The following is a 15,698-nucleotide window of genomic DNA, read 5'->3' as shown; positions in this document are numbered from 1 at the left end:
CCGCCTCAGCCCGAGCAGGCCGTGCGCTGGGCCTCCTGCCACTCGCACACCGGGCACAGCGTGATGCCCTTGACGGACTCGGCGTACTCGGTCGGCTTCCGGCACAGCACGCACTCGGCGTACGGCGGGCCCTCGGCCCGTTCCGGGGCGCCGGGCGGGGCCGTCTCGCAGTAGGACCCGGATTCGGTCTCCGCCCGCTGGTTCCCGTCCTCACTCATACGTACGAGCCTACTCAGCCGCGTACCGAAGTGAGCCGGCAGGCGAGCGCGAGCGCGGCGGTGGCGAGCGCGGCGGCCCCGAGCAGCGGGAACACGGGGACGTGGACCGTGCCGGTCAGCGAGCCGGTGACCAGGCCCGTCACGGCGTACTTGGCGGGCGAGCCGGTGGTGACCAGCGCCAGCAGCGTCACGAGCGCGGTCGCCGCGATCGACCAGCCGCGTCCGTGCAGCAGCGGCCGGCCGCACAGCGCGCCCACCGCCGCGCCCAGGAGTACGCAGCACGCGGTGGCGAGGAGTCCGGCGGCCCCCGCGGGCGGCAGGGGCACCCGCACCGCGTGGTCGGTGCTGGACGGGTCGCTGATCGCCAGCACCACGGCGGTGGCGGCGCCGCCCAGCAGCCCGGCGCACCCCAGCGCGGTGAGCAGTGCCGCCAGATGGGCCCTCGGCTGCCCGCCGGCCGCCGCCGCGACGACCGTCCGGGCGGCGGCCGGCTCCTGGGTGACGCAGACGCGCACCAGCCAGGCGGTGACCGGCAGCATCCCGGCCGCGGTGTAGCCGAGCGAGTCGAGCACGGGCTGCCCGGAGCGGACACCCACGCCGAGGAAGGCCAGGTACAGCAGCACGGGGGCCAGCCAGCGCTGCGACCGTACGAGCAGGTCGGTCTGGTAGCGGATGAGCGCGGTCATGGTGTGTGATCCCCGTCCCGGGTGGTCGGGCGGTGCGGCGCGGGCTCCGGTCGCGTACCGCTCCCGTGCCCGCGCACCGGCGCCACGCGGTCGATGTGCCACGGCGGCCGGGCCCCCAGCAGCGCGGCGAGCACGGCGTCGGAGTGCGCCGCCGGGACCGTGAGGCGCGCCGTTCCGCCGGCGGTGCGGGTGTACGCGGGAGCGCCGGGCAGTCCGGCCGGCAGCGGAGTGCCCGCCGGGGCCGTCGCCTCGATGCGTACGCGGGGGTCGGGCGTGGCGAGCGGGACGGCCGTCAGGGCCGACCCCTCGACGCGGTACTCCGCGTCGACCGCGTCCGCCAGCCGGCGCGGATCGTGGTCGACGAAGACGACCGTCGCCCCGGCCGCGACGCGCTCGGCCACGGCCCGGTCCAGTTCGCCGCGCGCCTCGGTGTCGAGGCCGGTCCACGCCTCGTCGAGCACCAGCAGTTCCGGGTCGGCGAGGAGCGCCTGGGCCACGGCGACCTTCTGGCTGGTGCCCTTGGAGAGTTCGGCGAGAGGTGTCCCGGCATGCGCGGCGGCGCCGAACCGGGTCAGCCACACGTGCGCACGGTCCGCCGCCTCGGCCGCCCGCAGTCCGTGGATGCGGCCGAGGTGGACGAGGTACCCGGCGGCCGTGAAGGGCAGGGCCGCCGGGAACCGCTCGGGGACGTACGCCGTGCGCGGCCGGCGGCCCGTGATCCGGCCCTCGGAGGGCGCGTCGATCCCGGCCAGGAGCCGCAACAGGGTCGACTTCCCGGTGCCGTTGGCCCCCTCGACGCGAACGAGGGCGCGCGTGGGCAGCGCGAGGTCGACCCCGCGCAGGACCCAGGACCCCGTGAGGCCGTACCTGCGGCCGACCCCCCGCAGCCGCAGGGCCTCCGTGCCGGGGTTCAGTGGGAGGACGCCTTCTCGGGCTTCAGCTCGCTGGGCCGTACGATCACGAACCCCTCGCCGTCCAGACGCAGTTGGACGGCCTCCCCCGAGCCGCCCCGGATCATCGAGCCGACGCTCTGCGAGCGGTGCAGCGAGGTGTTCAGCTGGGCGCTCCAGCCGACGACGGCGTCCGTGTCGACGAAGACCGGCTGCTGCGGCGTGACGGGGATGACGATCGGATGGCCGTCGCACATCAGGCCCAGCTTGCCGTAGCCCGTGAAGACGCTGTTGAAGAGGCCGCCGCCGGTCATCCCGGCGCCCTTCACGGTCTTGATCTCGTACGCGAGTGTGGGGTCGAAGCACAGGACGTTGCGTCCGTTGATGGTGAGGGAGTCGCCCTGCTCCAGCTCCACGATGAAGCAGTTGGCCGCCTCGTGGGCGAACCACGCCTCGCCCAGGCCGCGTACGGCCATCAGCGGCAGCCCCTCGCCGGTGACCGCGCGCTTGAGCAGGCCGCCTATGCCCTGGCTCTTGTGCTCGAACTGGAGATCACCGCGGAAGGCGACCATCGATCCCTGGCGGGCGTGCATCTCCCCGTTGACCGCGTACTTGATGGATTTGGCGTTCTGCAACGTCATCCCGGGGGCGGTTGCCTGCTCGACCATGTGCTCAGTGGAAAAGAGATCGCTCTTCATACGCGGCATCCTCGCCCGGAGCCGTTCATTCCGCCAAGAACGGTGTCCGGGGCGACTGGCAGACTGGTCGGGTGAGCAGTGACGACATCCCCGCGCCCCCGTCCTCCGAACCGGCCGCGCCCGTGGACAGCCCCTTCCGGTCGGAGCGGACGAACCGGGACGAAGCCCCGCAATACGTACTGCCATTGGTGGTGCACATCGAGAAGACCGCGCCGCCGGCCCGCACCGATGCCCTGCGCACGGCCGCCCGCGCGGTCCTGGTGATGCTCTCCGACGAGCGGTCGGTGGGCGAGGGCGAGTGGGCGGAGGTGATGCGGGACTGGCAGGACGCCCGTATCCGCAAGGTGGTCCGGCGGGCCCGGGGCGCTGAGTGGCGCAAGGCGTCCGCGCTGCCGGGGATCACGGTGACGGGCGAGGAGGCCGAGGTGCGGGTCTTCCCGCCGGTGCCGCTGGACGGCTGGCCGAAGGAACTGGCCAAGCTCCAGGTCTCCGGGACGGACCTGGACGATCCGGAGCCGCCGCCCGCGCCCGGCCCGGACCACCCGGTGCTCTGGCTCAACCCGGACCTCGGCATGTCGGCCGGCAAGGAGATGGCACAGGTCGGGCACGGGGCGCAGCTCGCCTGGTGGGAGCTGTCGGAGACCGAGCGCAAGGCATGGCGCGAGGCCGGCTTCCCGCTCTCCGTCGCCACGGCGGAGCCGGGCCGCTGGCAGGAGCTGACGGTGAGCGGACTGCCGGTCGTGCAGGACGCGGGCTTCACCGAGATCGCACCGGGCTCGTGCACGGTGGTGGCCGATCATCCGGCGCTGCGCCGCCGCTGAGGACCACGGTCCGGGCGGCGGGCGCCGTTCAACCTCAAATGAAGCTCTGAACGTCGGCCCTCCCGGATTCATCGCCGCACTCCGGGGTCATCACCCCTGCACGAACCGAGGGGGAACAGCGTGGGGGACGGTATGAAGCTGGGTATCGGAATCGGCTGGCGGCCGGAGATCGCCGCCGAGGTGGAGGCGCTGCCGGGGATCGACTGGGTGGAGGCGGTCGCGGAGAACCTCTGTGCCGACCACCTCCCGGACTCGCTGGTACGGCTGCGGGAGCGCGGGGTCACCGTGATCCCGCATGGGGTCTCGCTGGGCCTCGGCGGCGCCGACCGCCCCGACCCGGGCAGGCTCGCGGACCTCGCCGCCCGCGCCACGCTGCTGGGCGCGCCGCTGGTGACCGAGCACATCGCGTTCGTCCGGGCGGGCGGGGCGCGCTCCGGGTCGCCGGTGCTGGAGGCGGGCCACCTGCTGCCCGTGCCGCGCACCCGGGCGGCGCTGGAGGTGCTGTGCGAGAACGTGCGCATCGCGCAGGAGGCGCTGCCGGTGCCGCTGGCGCTGGAGAACATCGCGGCGCTGATCTCCTGGCCGGACGAGGAGCTGACCGAGGGGCAGTTCCTGGCCGAGCTGGTCGGGCGGACCGGGGTGCGGCTGCTGATCGACGTGGCCAATCTGCACACCAACCACGTGAACCGGGGCGAGGACCCGGCGACCGCTCTGGACGAGCTGCCGGTGGAGGCCATCGCGTACGTGCATGTGGCGGGCGGGGTCGAGAAGGACGGGGTGTGGCACGACACGCACGCCCACCCGGTGACCGCCCCGGTGCTCGATGTCCTCGCCGAACTGCGCTCCCGGGTCGACCCGCCGGGTGTGCTGCTGGAGCGCGACGAGGCGTTCCCGCCGGCCGGTGAGCTGGCGGGCGAGCTGGACGCGATCCGGGGGGTGCTGGAGAAGGGCGCGGGCACCTCGGCCGCCTGGGCGACCCCGGAAGTCCCGCCCGCCCCGCCCGTCGCCGAGTCCGTACGGGACGGTGTCGCCGTCGCCCAGACCGCCCTGCTGTCCGCCCTCGTCGCCGGGACGCCCGCGCCGAAGGGGTTCGACCGGCGCCGGCTCGGGGTGCAGAGCCGCGCCCTCGCCGCCAAGCGCGCGGACGTCGTGGGCAAGGTGGCGCCCGAGCTGCCCGAGATCCTGGGCGACGGCTACCGGGCCGCGTTCCTCGCGTACGCCGGAGCGCGGCCGATGACGGCGGGGTACCGGCGCGACGCTCTGGACTTCGCCGAGCACCTGCTCGTCGCGGGCCGCCCCGAGGACGACGCGGCCCGGCGCCGGCTGACGTACTGGTGGCGGGACCGGGCGGCGCCGCGACCGCCCGGACGCGCCATCCGGCTGGCCCGCGCGGCCCGCTCCGTGCTGGTGGGGCGGTGACGGGGATGACCGTGCTGCCCGTACTCCTGATCCTCGCCGTGGTCTGCTCGTCCGTCCTGCTCATCAGCGGTCTCGCCCGTGCCCGCCGCCGGGAGCGGTCCGGCACGGTGCACGACCTGTCCGAGGTGGCGTTCCTCAACGGCGGGCCCGGCCGGGTCGTCGACACCGCGCTGGCCGCCATGCACGCGGACGGCCGACTGGCCGTCGGCGGCCCCGGCATCGTCGCGGTCCTGCGGCCGGTCGCCCACGATCCGGTGGAGCGTGCGGTGCTCCAGGAGCTGGCCGCCGCGCCGAGCGGGGCGCTGGCCACGCTGCGGGTGGCGGTGATGCGGCACGCGGCGGTGCAGGAGACCGGTGACGGTCTGGCCGCGCGCGGGCTGCTGGCGCCGCCCGACGTGGACGCGCGGTGGCGCCGGTGGGGGACGCTTCAGGGCGTGCTCTGCCTGCTGGGGCTGCCGGTGGCCCTGTTCCTGGCCATCAGCCGTTTCATGACGGACAACGACGGCACCGGTACCGACCTGCCGTTCTTCCTGCTCGCCTTCCCGGCCCTGATCGGCGGGGCGATGACCGGGCTGATCTGCGCGGCGGTGGCCCGGTCCCGGATCACCCGGGCGGGGCGCAGGGCGGCGGCGGAGTTCGGAGCCGCCCACGCCTACCGGACCGACCCCGCGTTCCTGGTGGCGACCCGGGGGTTGCGCGGCGTCGCGGACCCCGGGCTGCGGACGCACATGATCACGGCGGCCCGGACCCGGCCCGCCGGCCCTGCCTACACCCCGTCCAGCTCCACGGACTCGGCGCTGCTGCTCGCGCCGACGGTGTGGTGTGCCGGGTCGAGCCCCGGGGGTGGCTGCGGCAGCTCGTCGGGAAGCAGCTGCGGAGGCTCCTCGGGTTCCGGCTGCGGGGGCGGCTCCAGTTGCGGCGGGGGTTCCAGCTGCGGAGGCGGATCGAGTTGCGGAGGCGGTTCGAGCTGCGGAGGGGGCTCCAGCTGTGGCGGCGGGTCGAGCTGCGGCAGCAGTTCCTGAGACGCCGCGTCCACCTGTTGGACGAGCTATGGCGCCACGGCCCGCGCTCGCATAGAAATCCGGCATGGTGCCGTTTCTGTTGCTGCTGGTCGCGTGGGGTGCGGCGGGGCTGTCCTGCGCCCGGCTCTGTCTCGCGGGAGCCCGCGCGGCCCGTCGGCCGGAGGGCACGTCCGGCGGACGCGGACGGCAACTCACCCTGTACGAGGCGGCGTTCCTGGCGGGCGGTCCGCGCCGGGTCGCCGACCTGGCTCTCGTCTCCATGCATCTGCGGCGGCGGCTGCTGCTGGCCCACACCGGCTGGGCGACGGTCGTCGACCCGGAGGGCCGCGACGAGGTGGAGCGCACGGTGATCCGTGCCATCGGGCCGGAGGGCCAGTCACCGATAGCGCCGGTGCGCGCGGCGGCAGCGGCGGCCGACGCCGTGCGTGCCGTGTCCGACCGGCTCGTCGCCGCCGGCCTGGCGCTCCCGCACGGGGCCGGCGTCGCCCCGGCGGTGCGGGCGGTGCGCGGGGCGGCCCTGCTGGTGGCCGCGCTGGGCACCGCCGTCCTGGTCGTCACCCCGGACGGCCCGGACAGCCGGCTGCTGGTGTGGTTCGCGCTGCCGCTCGCCCTGACCCTGGGGTGCCTGGCCATAGCGCGCGTCGAGGCGCACCCCTACGGTTCGTGGGCCTCCCCGGCCGGGCAGCGGCTGCTGGAGACGTGCGCGGTGCCGGGGGACGGCGCGACGGGCGACACGCTGGTGACGGTCGCGGTGCGCGGGGTGGACGCGGTGGACGATCCGGCGCTGCGGGCGGCGCTGACCGGCCGGGCGGGCATCCGGATGCGGCTGGGCCGCGAATGACGAACGGTGCGGCGCGCCGAAGCGCGCCGCACCGCTGAGCCGAACCCGGTGTCGCTGGACCGGCGAGCGGCACGAGGTGCCGTGTGCCCGCCGTCTGATCTTCCGGGTTGGGGTGGTTACAAGCCCGTTCGCTAGGCGAGCCCGGCCACCAGGTCCGCGACCGACTTGCGCCGGCCGGTGAAGAAGGGGACCTCCTCGCGGACGTGCATCCGCGCCTCGGAGGCCCTGAGGTGACGCATGAGGTCGACGATGCGGTACAGCTCGTCGGCCTCGAACGCCAGCATCCACTCGTAGTCGCCGAGCGAGAACGAGGCGACGGTGTTGGCGCGCACGTCGGGGTAGCCGCGGGCCATCTTGCCGTGGTCCGCGAGCATGCGGCGGCGGTCCTCGTCGGGCAGCAGGTACCAGTCGTACGAGCGCACGAAGGGGTACACGCTGACGTAGTTGCGCGGCGTCTCGTCGGCGAGGAACGCCGGGATGTGCGACTTGTTGAACTCGGCGGGGCGGTGCAGCGCCATGTTCGACCAGACCGGCTCCAGGTGCCTGCCGAGCCGGGTGCGGCGGAAGAGGTTGTACGCCTCCTGGAGCTCGTCCGCGGTCTCCGCGTGCCACCAGATCAGGAGGTCCGCGTCGGCGCGCAGGCCCGAGACGTCGTACGTGCCGCGGATGGTGATGTCCTTCGCGGCGAGCTGGTCGAACAGTTCCTGGACCTCGCCGGCGACGGCCGCGCGGTCCGTGTCGGCGGGCAGGACGTCGCGCAGCTTGAAGACGGACCACAGCGTGTAGCGGATGACCTCGTTGAGGTCCTTGGCCTTCTTGCCGGCGTTCGGAGCCTTGCTTGATGTCTCAGTCTCAGGAGCACTCATACGGCTATTGTCCCGCCTCGCTCCGAGTGCCCTGAACCAGGGTCGGCGTGGCGATGATCTCCCCGGTGAGATCCCCGGCGATCTCGTCCGCGGCCCGGTGTGCGCTCGCCACGCAGGCGGGGATGCCGACCCCGTCGTAGACCGCGCCGCACACCCGCAGCGCGGGCAGCTTCGCGACCGCGTCGCGGATGCGGGCGACCCGCGCGAGGTGCCCCACCGGGTACTGCGGCAGCCCGCCGATCCACCGGGTGACCTCGGTCGCCACGGGCCAGGCGCTGAGCCCGGTCGCGGCGGCGAGGTCGCGCAGCGATACGCCGACCAGCTCGCCGTCCTCGCGGTGCAGGTGCTCCTCCTCGCCGTACCGGCCCACCGAGGTCCGCAGCACGAAGAGGTCCGGGGCCGCGTCGGCGACCCACTGCCACTTGTGGGTGGAGAAGGTGGCGGCCTTGATGGTGTGCCCGTCGACCGGCGGTACGAGGAAGCCGGAGCGCCCGTCGAAGGCCGTACCGGTCACGTCGGAACGCCGGAACGCCAGGGTGACCAGGGCCATCGACGCGTACTCGACGCCCCCCAGTTCGGCCGAGGCGCCCGGTGACTCGGACGCGAGCAGCGTGGCGGCGGACCAGGCGGGCACGGCGAGGACGATGCCGTCGGCGGAGACGACCCGGGTGTCGGTGCGTACGTCCCAGCCGTCGGCGGTACGGGCAAGGCCCAGCACGGGGGTCTCCATGAGGATCTCGCCGCCCCCGGCGCGTACGGCGTCGGCGACGGCCCCCGGCAGGGTGCCGATGCCGCCCTCGATGCCCTGGAAGACCGGCCCCGTCTGCTGCCGGGACGCCGCCCGCTCCTGGAGGCGGGTGACGCCGTCGAGCAGCGAGCCGCCCTGCCGGGCGGCCTCGAACAGCTGCGGGACGGCGGCGCGCATCGAGATCCGGTAGGCGTCGCCCGCGTACACCCCGCCGAGCAGTGGTTCCACGAGCCGGTCGACGACCTCGCGGCCCAGCCGGTCCGCGACGTACGTGCCGACGGAGACGTCCTCGCCGACGGCGGTCGGGGGCAGTTCGCGGTCCTGGGCGATACGGGCCAGGCCCTCGGGCGACAGCACCTCGCCGAGGACGGACGGGTCGCCCGGGACGCCCATCACATGGCCCTTGGGCATGGGGCGCAGCGCGTCGCGCGTCCACAGGGCGGCGGTGGCCGTGGCGGGCGGCCGGAGGCGGTCGCCGAGGCCCACGGCGCGTGCCAGGCCGACGGCCTCCGGGCGGCGGGCGAGCATGGACTCGGCGCCGAGGTCGACCCGGACGCCCGCGATCTCGCCGGTCATGAGCTTGCCGCCGAGCCGGTCGGTCCCCTCCAGGAGGGTGACCCTCAGCCCGGCGCCGACGAGCCGGTGGGCGGCCGCGAGTCCGGCGATGCCGCCGCCGATGACGACGACGTGGCGGGGGGCCCGGTCCGCGCGGTGTGTGGATGACTGCATGGCTCCACTCTCTCAAACCGGTTCCGAGTCCCGACCGTGACCGGTTCGCAACCGGATTCGCGGGTCCGTCCGCGCGCCCCGGTACGTCCCACTGCCGTCATCAATCACCCGTCCTGGGGGGACAGTTATGCAGGGAACATCCTTCATCCGTACCGGCAGAGGCCGGCGCACCGTGCCGGCCGCCGTGCTGCTGGCCGCCGTGCTCGCGCTGAGCGGCTGCGGCGCGGCGAGCGACGCGTCGGACAGCAAGGCCGACCGGGGCAGCGCGGCCGCGCCCCAGCGACAGGCGGACGCGGCGGCCGGCAAGGCCGAGGAACCGGCGGCCGGTTCGGCCCGCACGGAGCGGCAGAAGACCCCGAAGCCGGCAGCGGTCCATGTCATCCGCACCGCCTCGCTCTCGGTGGAGGTGAAGGACGCGTCGAAGGCGGCCGCGCACGCCCGTGCGACGGCGCAGGACGCGGGCGGGCTGGTCGAGAAGGAGACCACCGAACGGGTCGACGGCACGCGGGACACCTCGCACCTCGTGCTGCGCGTACCGCAGGACGCGTACGACGAGGTGCTGCGGGACCTGTCGGGCGCGGGGAAGCTGGTCTCGCGTACGTCGGCGGCCAAGGACGTCACCGACCAGGTCGTCGACACCGACAGCCGGATCGCCACCCAGCGGGCGAGCGTGGCGCGGGTGCGCAAGCTGATGGAGCGGGCCGAGAAGCTGGCCGATGTGGTCACGCTGGAAGGGGAACTGAGCAGCCGTCAGGCGAACCTGGAGTCGCTGCTCGCCGAGCAGGCCTCGCTCAAGGACCGTACGACACTGGCGACCATCACGCTCGACCTGGTGGAGCCGGAGACGGCGGCCGCGGCGGCCGACGACGACGACCCGGGCTTCACGGACGCCCTCGCCGGGGGCTGGCACGCCTTCGTGACGATGCTGCGGTGGCTGGCGATGGCGGTCGGCGCGGCGGCCCCGTTCCTCGCCGTGGCGGCCGTCCTGGCCCTGCTGTGGCGGCTGCTGCGCCGCCGCCGGGGCGCGAAGGGCGAGTGAGTACGCCGGCGGCGCGGCCCGCCCCGTAGCGTGGGCGCGTATCGACGCGCTTCGGAGGGACCGGCATGACGGCGGAACGACTGGTGGTCATCGGCGGGGACGCGGCGGGCATGTCCGCCGCGTCCCAGGCCCGGCGGCTCAAGGGCCCGGACGAGCTGAGCATCACCGCTTTCGAACGGGGCCACTTCACCTCGTACTCCGCGTGCGGCATCCCGTACTGGGTCGGCGGCGACGTGGCGGACCGGGACGAGCTCATCGCCCGTACGCCCGAGGAGCACCGGGCCCGGGACATCGATCTGCGCACCCGCACCGAGGTGACGGAGATCGACGTGGCGGGGCAGCGGGTGCGCGCCCTGGACCGGGAGTCCGGCGAGACGTACTGGACCGGGTTCGACAAACTGGTGATCGCCACCGGGGCACGGCCGGTGCGCCCGGAGCTGCCCGGCATGGACGCGCCGGGGGTGCACGGGGTGCAGACCCTGGACGACGGGCAGGCGTTGCTGGACAGCCTGGACCGTACGGAGGGCAGGCGCGCGGTCGTCGTCGGGGCGGGGTACATCGGCGTCGAGATGGCCGAGGCGATGCTGAAGCGCGGCTTCGAGGTGACCGTCCTCAACCGCGGCGAGCAGCCGATGGCGACACTCGACCCGGACATGGGGCGCATGGTCCACGACGCCATGGACGGACTCGGCATCACCACGGTGAACGGGGCTGCGGTCACCGCCATCCGTACCGGGCCGGACGGCCGCGTCACGGAGGTCGTCACGGACGACGCCGGCTACCCGGCGGACATCGTGGTGCTCGGCATCGGCGTCGAGCCGGAGACGACGCTCGCCCGGGAGGCCGGGCTGCCGCTCGGCCCGCACGGCGGTCTGCTCACCGATCTGGCGATGCGGGTGGCGGGCCACCGGAACATCTGGGCCGGCGGCGACTGCGTGGAGGTCCTGGACCTGGTGGCCGGCCACACCCGGCACATCGCGCTCGGCACCCACGCCAACAAGCACGGCCAGGTCATCGGCTCCAACATCGGCGGCGGCTACGGCACGTTCCCCGGTGTGGTGGGTACGGCGGTGAGCAAGGTCTGCGACCTGGAGATCGCCCGGACCGGGCTGCGCGAGAAGGACGCCCGCGCGGTGGGCCTGCGGTACGTCACGGCGACCATCGAGTCGACGAGCCGGGCGGGCTACTACCCGGACGCACGGCCCATGACGGTGAAGATGATCGCGGAGTACCGCACGGGCCGGCTCCTCGGCGTGCAGATCGTGGGCCGCGAGGGCGCCGGCAAGCGCGTCGACGTGGCGGCGGTGGCGCTCACCGCCCGGATGACCGTCGAGCAGCTGACCGCGCTGGACCTGGGGTACGCGCCGCCGTTCTCGCCGGTCTGGGACCCCGTCCTGGTGGCGGCCCGCAAGACGGTCGCGGCACTGCGGAAGGCGGGCGCCGACTGAGCGGCGCCCGCCTCCGGGCCTGCTTCTAGCGGGCGGTGCGGGTGTGGACGTACTCGACGAGCCGGGAGAGCGCGTCGGGGTCCATGTTCGGCATCACGCCGTGGCCCAGGTTGAAGATGTGGCCCTCCAGGCCGGCGGCCGCGTCCAGCACCTCCTGGGTCTTGGCCTCCACCGCGGAGGTCGGCGCGAAGAGCACCGCCGGGTCGAGGTTGCCCTGGAGCGCCTTGCCGGGGCCGACGCGGCGGGCGGCCTCGTCCAGCGGGACGCGCCAGTCGACGCCGACGACGTCCGCGCCGGCCTCGCCCATGAGGCCGAGCAGTTCGCCGGTGCCGACGCCGAAGTGGATGCGCGGGACGTCGTACCGGGCGATGGTGTCGAAGACCTTCGCGGAGGCCGGCAGCACCGAGCGCCGGTAATCGGCGGGGGCGAGGGCGCCGACCCAGGAGTCGAAGAGCTGGACGGCCGAGGCGCCGGCCTCGATCTGGACCTCGAGGAAGGCGCCGGTGATCTCGGCGAGACGGTCGAGCAGGTCGGCCCACAGCTCCGGGTCGCCGTACATCATGGCCTTGGTGTGCTCGTGGTTGCGGGAGGGCCCGCCCTCCACGAGGTAGCTCGCGAGCGTGAAGGGCGCACCCGCGAAGCCGATCAGCGGGGTCTGCCCCAGCTCGGCGGTGAGCAGGCCGATGGCCTCGGTGACGTACGGGACGTCCTCGGGCGTGAGGTCGCGCAGCCGGGCCAGGTCGGCGCGGGTGCGGACCGGCTCGGCGATGACCGGGCCGACGCCGGGCTTGATGTCGAGGTCGATGCCGATCGCCTTGAGGGGCACGACGATGTCGCTGTAGTAGACGGCCGCGTCGACCTTGTGGCGGCGGACCGGCTGCATCGTGATCTCGGCGACCAGCTCCGGCATCGTGCAGGAGTCGAGCATCGGGATGCCTTCGCGCACCTTCAGGTACTCGGGCAGCGAGCGCCCCGCCTGACGCATGAACCAGACCGGCGTGTGCGGCACCGGCTCGCGCCGGCAGGCCTTCAGGAACGCCGAGTCGTAGGTGGCGGAAGTCTTCGTCTGCTGCCCGGAGGGGCGGTCGTTGGCACTCACGCACAGAATCTTCGCACGCGCGGGCAACGAGCCCGGCCCCGCACGGGTGTCCTTCCGCGCGCGGAGCTTCCATTCCGCCTACTCTTCCCCGCATGGCTGCGGCTCAGGGACACATCTCCGGTCAATCCGATGGCGCTGACGGCGAGGACGGCGGGGAGGGTGGTGCCGTCCCGTCCGCGTTCCGTTCGGCGGTGGACGCGCTGCGCGCGGCGCGGCTGCGTCCCGAGCTGGAGGTGGAGCCGACCCGGCCGCCGAAGCGGCTCGCCCCGTACGCGTACGCGCTGGAGGCCGCGGTCGTCGACGGCGACGACGATCTCGCCGACGGCCGGCTCGTCCTGCTCCACGACCCGGCCGGGCACGAGGCCTGGCAGGGCAATTTCCGGCTCGTGACCCTGGTGCGCGCCGAGCTGGAGCCCGAGATGGCCGCCGATCCGCTGCTGCCCGAGGTCTGCTGGTCCTGGCTGACCGGCGCGCTGGAGGCCCGCGGCCTGTTCTACGGGGAGGCCGGCGGCACGGTCACCATGGCGGGCTCGCACTACTTCGGTGCGCTGGAGACCCGGCGTCCCGCGACCCAGATCGAGATCCGGGCGTCCTGGACGCCGCGCGAGGGCCGCGGCGGGGTGCCGGACACGGCGGCGCACCTGGTCGCGTGGGGGGACCTGCTGTGCCAGATCGCGGGCCTGCCGCCCTCGGGCCCGGTCGACGCGGCCGTGGTGACGCTGCCCCAGCGACGGGGCCCGCAGGTCTCGTAGCCCCTGGCTGGACCGGTACGAGCGGGGCGGCCTCCGGGCCGCCCCTTTTTTTCCGTGACGCCACGTCATGCGATCACTTTCAGCCAGCGCGAATCGCCCTCCTGAATCGACCGAACACCCCATTTGCCCGAATTGTTACTCAACAAATCGTGATCTTCCCCTAAAGGAGCAGGGGTCTGCTGCCGAAGGAGTCAATGACCCTTCAAGCACGGTTCGCCCCGGCTTCATCCCCGAGCCGGCCCGTCCCGCCACTCCCCAGGAGGCCTGGTGTCCGTTCTCCTAGAGCAGCCCGCAAGCCTGGTCGCCTACCGCCCGAACAAGCCGACGGCCATGGTCGTCGTGGCCGACCCGCGCGTCCGTTCCACCGTCACCCGCCATCTGTGGGCACTCGGAGTACGTGACGTCATCGAGGCGTCGTCCATCGCGGAGGCCCGTCCCCGCGTCGGCAACCCGCGCGACATCTGCGTAGCCGACGTCCACCTGCCCGACGGTTCCGGGCTGACCCTGCTGTCCGAAACCCGAGCCGCCGGCTGGCCCAACGGTCTCGCCCTGTCCGCCGCCGACGACATCGGCGCCGTGCGCAACGCCCTCGCGGGCGGAGTCAAGGGCTACGTCGTCACCGGCACCCGTACCAACATCGGCCACCCGGCCCGTCCCGGCGTCGCCCCCATCGGCGCCACCGCCGCCCGTATGCACCGCCGGCCCCCCGGCACCCCGAGCCACCCGGGCGGCTACCGCGAACTCTCCGGCCGCGAGGTGGAGGTTCTGCGGCTCGTCGCCGAGGGCCAGTCCAACAAGGCCATCGGCGTCTCCATGGGCCTGTCCGCCCTGACCGTCAAGAGTCACCTCGCCCGCATCGCCCGCAAGCTCGGCACCGGAGACCGCGCAGGAATGGTCGCCGTGGCCCTGCGGACGGGCATCATCCACTGATCCTCCGCACCCGGCCGGTGCGCGGGAACGCGGAACCGGCTGGATTACGCGCATGGGCGGCGGCCGACGGAACGTTCCGTCGGCCGCCGCCGCGCACACACAGATACCCTTGACACGTGACCGACGCCCAAGAGACCGCAGCAGACACATCACTGCGAACCACCGGGGGCGCTCCCCCGGACGACGTCGCCCCGGCGCCGATCCCCTTGCTGGAACCGCGCGAGGGCATTCCGCCGGTGGTGGCGTCCGACGACGCCCTGGCCGGGGTGATCGCCGCCTTCGCCGCGGGCTCGGGCCCGGTGGCCGTCGACGCCGAGCGGGCGTCCGGCTACCGCTACGGCCAGCGCGCCTACCTCGTACAGCTGCGGCGTGACGGGGCGGGCAGCGCGCTCGTCGACCCCGTCGGCTGCCCCGACCTGTCCGGACTCGGCGAGGCGCTGCACGGCACCGAATGGATCCTGCACGCGGCGACGCAGGACCTGCCCTGTCTGCGCGAGATAGGGATGACACCGACCGGACTCTTCGACACCGAGCTGGCCGGACGGCTGGCGGGCTTCCCGCGCGTCGGCCTCGGCGCCATGGTCGAGAACGTCCTCGGCTACTCGCTGGAGAAGGGCCACTCCGCCGTCGACTGGTCCACCCGCCCGCTGCCCGAGCCCTGGCTGCGCTACGCGGCGCTCGACGTCGAGCTCCTGATCGACCTGCGCAACGCGCTGGAGGACGAGCTCGACCGGCAGAACAAGCTGGAATGGGCCCAGGAGGAGTTCGCCGCCATCGCCTCGGCGCCGCCCGCTCCCCCGCGCCAGGACCCGTGGCGCCGCACCTCCGGGATGCACAAGGTCCGCCGCCGCCGGCAGATGGCGGTCGTACGCGAGCTGTGGAACACCCGCGACCAGATCGCCCGGCGGCGGGACGTCTCGCCCGGCAAGGTGCTCGGCGACGGGGCGATCATCGAGGCCGCGCTCGCACTGCCGACCAACACCCAGGCCCTGACGGCCCTGCCCGGCTTCGGACCGCGCATGGGGCGACGCCAGCTGGAGCAGTGGCAGGCCGCCGTCGACCGGGCCAAGGCGCTGCCCGACACGGAGCTGCCGCAGCCCGGCCAGGCCGTCGCGGGCCCTCCCCCGCCGCGCGCCTGGGCGGACAAGGACCCGGCCGCCGCGGCCCGGCTCTCGGCCGCCCGCGCCGCCGTGTCCGCGCTCGCGGAGCGGCTGCACCTGCCGCAGGAGAACCTGATGACGCCGGACACGGTGCGCCGGATCTGCTGGGAACCACCGAAGAACCCGACGCCGGAGACGGTCGAGTCCGCGCTCGCCGGGTACGGCGCGCGGCACTGGCAGATCGAGCAGGTGGCCCCGCTGCTGCTCCGCGCGCTCTCGCAGACCGCGTAGGGCATAGGACAGAGGCGCATCGGAGGGGCGTATTCACGCCAGCTTCCACGCGGCCGCGCAGGTATCGCGAATGGCCCGGACGGACTCGTTTTCGAGTCCGT

16 protein-coding genes are annotated in these 15,698 nt (G+C 74.0%); 9 read left to right on the top strand and 7 right to left on the bottom strand.

Annotation, left to right across the window (positions count from 1 at the left end):
• Nucleotides 1-5: 5 nt before the first annotated feature.
• From EAO73_RS00735 to EAO73_RS00725, 4 genes are read right to left on the bottom strand one after another with little or no spacing between them, the layout of a single operon-like run.
• A complete protein-coding gene (locus tag EAO73_RS00735; protein WP_147969501.1) occupies nucleotides 6-218 on the bottom strand; it encodes a hypothetical protein in 213 nt (70 codons plus the stop codon).
• Between the two features lie 14 nt (nucleotides 219-232).
• Nucleotides 233-904 (bottom strand): ABC transporter, encoded by a 672-nt coding sequence (locus EAO73_RS36290; protein WP_224756127.1) that lies wholly within the window; start codon nucleotides 902-904, stop codon nucleotides 233-235.
• The gene (locus EAO73_RS36285; protein ID WP_224756157.1) at nucleotides 901-1,797 is read right to left on the bottom strand and encodes an ATP-binding cassette domain-containing protein; all 897 of its coding nucleotides are present in this window, start codon (nucleotides 1,795-1,797) and stop codon (nucleotides 901-903) included. The genes EAO73_RS36290 and EAO73_RS36285 overlap by 4 nt, the downstream gene beginning before the upstream one ends.
• A 17-nt stretch (nucleotides 1,798-1,814) precedes the next feature.
• Nucleotides 1,815-2,492 carry an AIM24 family protein gene (locus EAO73_RS00725; RefSeq protein WP_147969500.1) on the bottom strand — a complete coding sequence of 226 codons (678 nt, stop codon included), beginning with the start codon at nucleotides 2,490-2,492 and terminating at the stop codon, nucleotides 1,815-1,817.
• Nucleotides 2,493-2,563: 71 nt separating this feature from the next.
• Here EAO73_RS00725 and EAO73_RS00720 point away from each other — a divergent pair, with 71 nt between their 5' ends.
• The 4 genes from EAO73_RS00720 (at nucleotide 2,564) to EAO73_RS00705 (ending at nucleotide 6,595) form a co-directional block, all read left to right on the top strand.
• Entirely contained in the window at nucleotides 2,564-3,313 is a 750-nt protein-coding gene (locus EAO73_RS00720; RefSeq protein ID WP_147969499.1) for a peptidyl-tRNA hydrolase, read from the top strand.
• A 132-nt stretch (nucleotides 3,314-3,445) separates the two neighbouring features.
• Entirely contained in the window at nucleotides 3,446-4,732 is a 1,287-nt protein-coding gene (locus EAO73_RS00715) for a DUF692 domain-containing protein (RefSeq protein ID WP_147969498.1), read from the top strand.
• Nucleotides 4,648-5,754 (top strand): TIGR04222 domain-containing membrane protein, encoded by a 1,107-nt coding sequence (locus EAO73_RS00710; RefSeq protein WP_147969497.1) that lies wholly within the window; start codon nucleotides 4,648-4,650, stop codon nucleotides 5,752-5,754. Before EAO73_RS00715 ends, EAO73_RS00710 begins: the two co-directional genes overlap by 85 nt.
• 64 nt (nucleotides 5,755-5,818) lie before the next feature.
• A complete protein-coding gene (locus EAO73_RS00705; RefSeq protein WP_147969496.1) occupies nucleotides 5,819-6,595 on the top strand; it encodes a TIGR04222 domain-containing membrane protein in 777 nt (258 codons plus the stop codon).
• A gap of 131 nt (nucleotides 6,596-6,726) precedes the next feature.
• On the opposite strand, the gene hemQ is transcribed toward EAO73_RS00705, so the two are convergent.
• A complete protein-coding gene (hemQ, locus tag EAO73_RS00700) occupies nucleotides 6,727-7,461 on the bottom strand; it encodes a hydrogen peroxide-dependent heme synthase (protein ID WP_132901126.1) in 735 nt (244 codons plus the stop codon).
• 4 nt (nucleotides 7,462-7,465) lie between these two features.
• On the bottom strand, nucleotides 7,466-8,938 hold the full coding sequence (gene hemG / locus EAO73_RS00695; RefSeq protein ID WP_147969495.1) for a protoporphyrinogen oxidase: 1,473 nt from the start codon (nucleotides 8,936-8,938) through the stop codon (nucleotides 7,466-7,468).
• Nucleotides 8,939-9,065: 127 nt separating this feature from the next.
• On the opposite strand from hemG, the gene EAO73_RS00690 reads away from it, so the two are divergent.
• Nucleotides 9,066-9,977, top strand: a complete 912-nt coding sequence (locus EAO73_RS00690; RefSeq protein WP_147969494.1) for a DUF4349 domain-containing protein — start codon at nucleotides 9,066-9,068, stop codon at nucleotides 9,975-9,977.
• A gap of 65 nt (nucleotides 9,978-10,042) precedes the next feature.
• The gene (locus EAO73_RS00685; RefSeq protein ID WP_147969493.1) at nucleotides 10,043-11,425 is read left to right on the top strand and encodes an FAD-dependent oxidoreductase; all 1,383 of its coding nucleotides are present in this window, start codon (nucleotides 10,043-10,045) and stop codon (nucleotides 11,423-11,425) included.
• A gap of 25 nt (nucleotides 11,426-11,450) precedes the next feature.
• On the opposite strand, the gene hemE is transcribed toward EAO73_RS00685, so the two are convergent.
• The gene (gene hemE, locus EAO73_RS00680) at nucleotides 11,451-12,524 is read right to left on the bottom strand and encodes a uroporphyrinogen decarboxylase (RefSeq protein ID WP_147969492.1); all 1,074 of its coding nucleotides are present in this window, start codon (nucleotides 12,522-12,524) and stop codon (nucleotides 11,451-11,453) included.
• A 92-nt stretch (nucleotides 12,525-12,616) separates the two neighbouring features.
• On the opposite strand from hemE, the gene EAO73_RS00675 reads away from it, so the two are divergent.
• The 3 genes from EAO73_RS00675 (at nucleotide 12,617) to EAO73_RS00665 (ending at nucleotide 15,597) form a co-directional block, all read left to right on the top strand.
• Complete coding sequence (locus tag EAO73_RS00675) at nucleotides 12,617-13,276, top strand: DUF3000 domain-containing protein (protein WP_147969491.1); 660 nt, start codon at nucleotides 12,617-12,619, stop codon at nucleotides 13,274-13,276.
• A 267-nt stretch (nucleotides 13,277-13,543) separates the two neighbouring features.
• Nucleotides 13,544-14,206: a helix-turn-helix transcriptional regulator gene (locus tag EAO73_RS00670; protein WP_018100712.1), complete on the top strand. Its 663-nt coding sequence runs from the start codon at nucleotides 13,544-13,546 to the stop codon at nucleotides 14,204-14,206.
• Nucleotides 14,207-14,322: 116 nt separating this feature from the next.
• Complete coding sequence (locus tag EAO73_RS00665) at nucleotides 14,323-15,597, top strand: ribonuclease D (protein ID WP_147969490.1); 1,275 nt, start codon at nucleotides 14,323-14,325, stop codon at nucleotides 15,595-15,597.
• The last annotated feature ends 101 nt before the right edge of the window (nucleotides 15,598-15,698 follow it).

It is taken from the genome of Streptomyces sp. col6, assembly GCF_008042035.1.
Lineage (GTDB): Bacteria > Actinomycetota > Actinomycetes > Streptomycetales > Streptomycetaceae > Streptomyces.
This window is presented reverse-complemented; position numbering and strand designations above follow the sequence as displayed.

Bases quoted from the DNA above. Each gene is read 5' to 3' on its own strand.
- EAO73_RS00715 (WP_147969498.1), top strand. From the start codon at position 3,446: ATGAAGCTGGGTATCGGAATCGGCTGGCGGCCGGAGATCGCCGCCGAG.
- EAO73_RS00725 (WP_147969500.1), bottom strand. From the start codon at position 2,492: ATGAAGAGCGATCTCTTTTCCACTGAGCACATGGTCGAGCAGGCAACC.
- EAO73_RS00690 (WP_147969494.1), top strand. From the start codon at position 9,066: ATGCAGGGAACATCCTTCATCCGTACCGGCAGAGGCCGGCGCACCGTG.
- hemG (WP_147969495.1), bottom strand. From the start codon at position 8,938: ATGCAGTCATCCACACACCGCGCGGACCGGGCCCCCCGCCACGTCGTC.
- hemQ (WP_132901126.1), bottom strand. From the start codon at position 7,461: ATGAGTGCTCCTGAGACTGAGACATCAAGCAAGGCTCCGAACGCCGGC.
- EAO73_RS00685 (WP_147969493.1), top strand. From the start codon at position 10,043: ATGACGGCGGAACGACTGGTGGTCATCGGCGGGGACGCGGCGGGCATG.
- EAO73_RS00735 (WP_147969501.1), bottom strand. From the start codon at position 218: ATGAGTGAGGACGGGAACCAGCGGGCGGAGACCGAATCCGGGTCCTAC.
- EAO73_RS36290 (WP_224756127.1), bottom strand. From the start codon at position 904: ATGACCGCGCTCATCCGCTACCAGACCGACCTGCTCGTACGGTCGCAG.
- EAO73_RS00705 (WP_147969496.1), top strand. From the start codon at position 5,819: ATGGTGCCGTTTCTGTTGCTGCTGGTCGCGTGGGGTGCGGCGGGGCTG.
- EAO73_RS00675 (WP_147969491.1), top strand. From the start codon at position 12,617: ATGGCTGCGGCTCAGGGACACATCTCCGGTCAATCCGATGGCGCTGAC.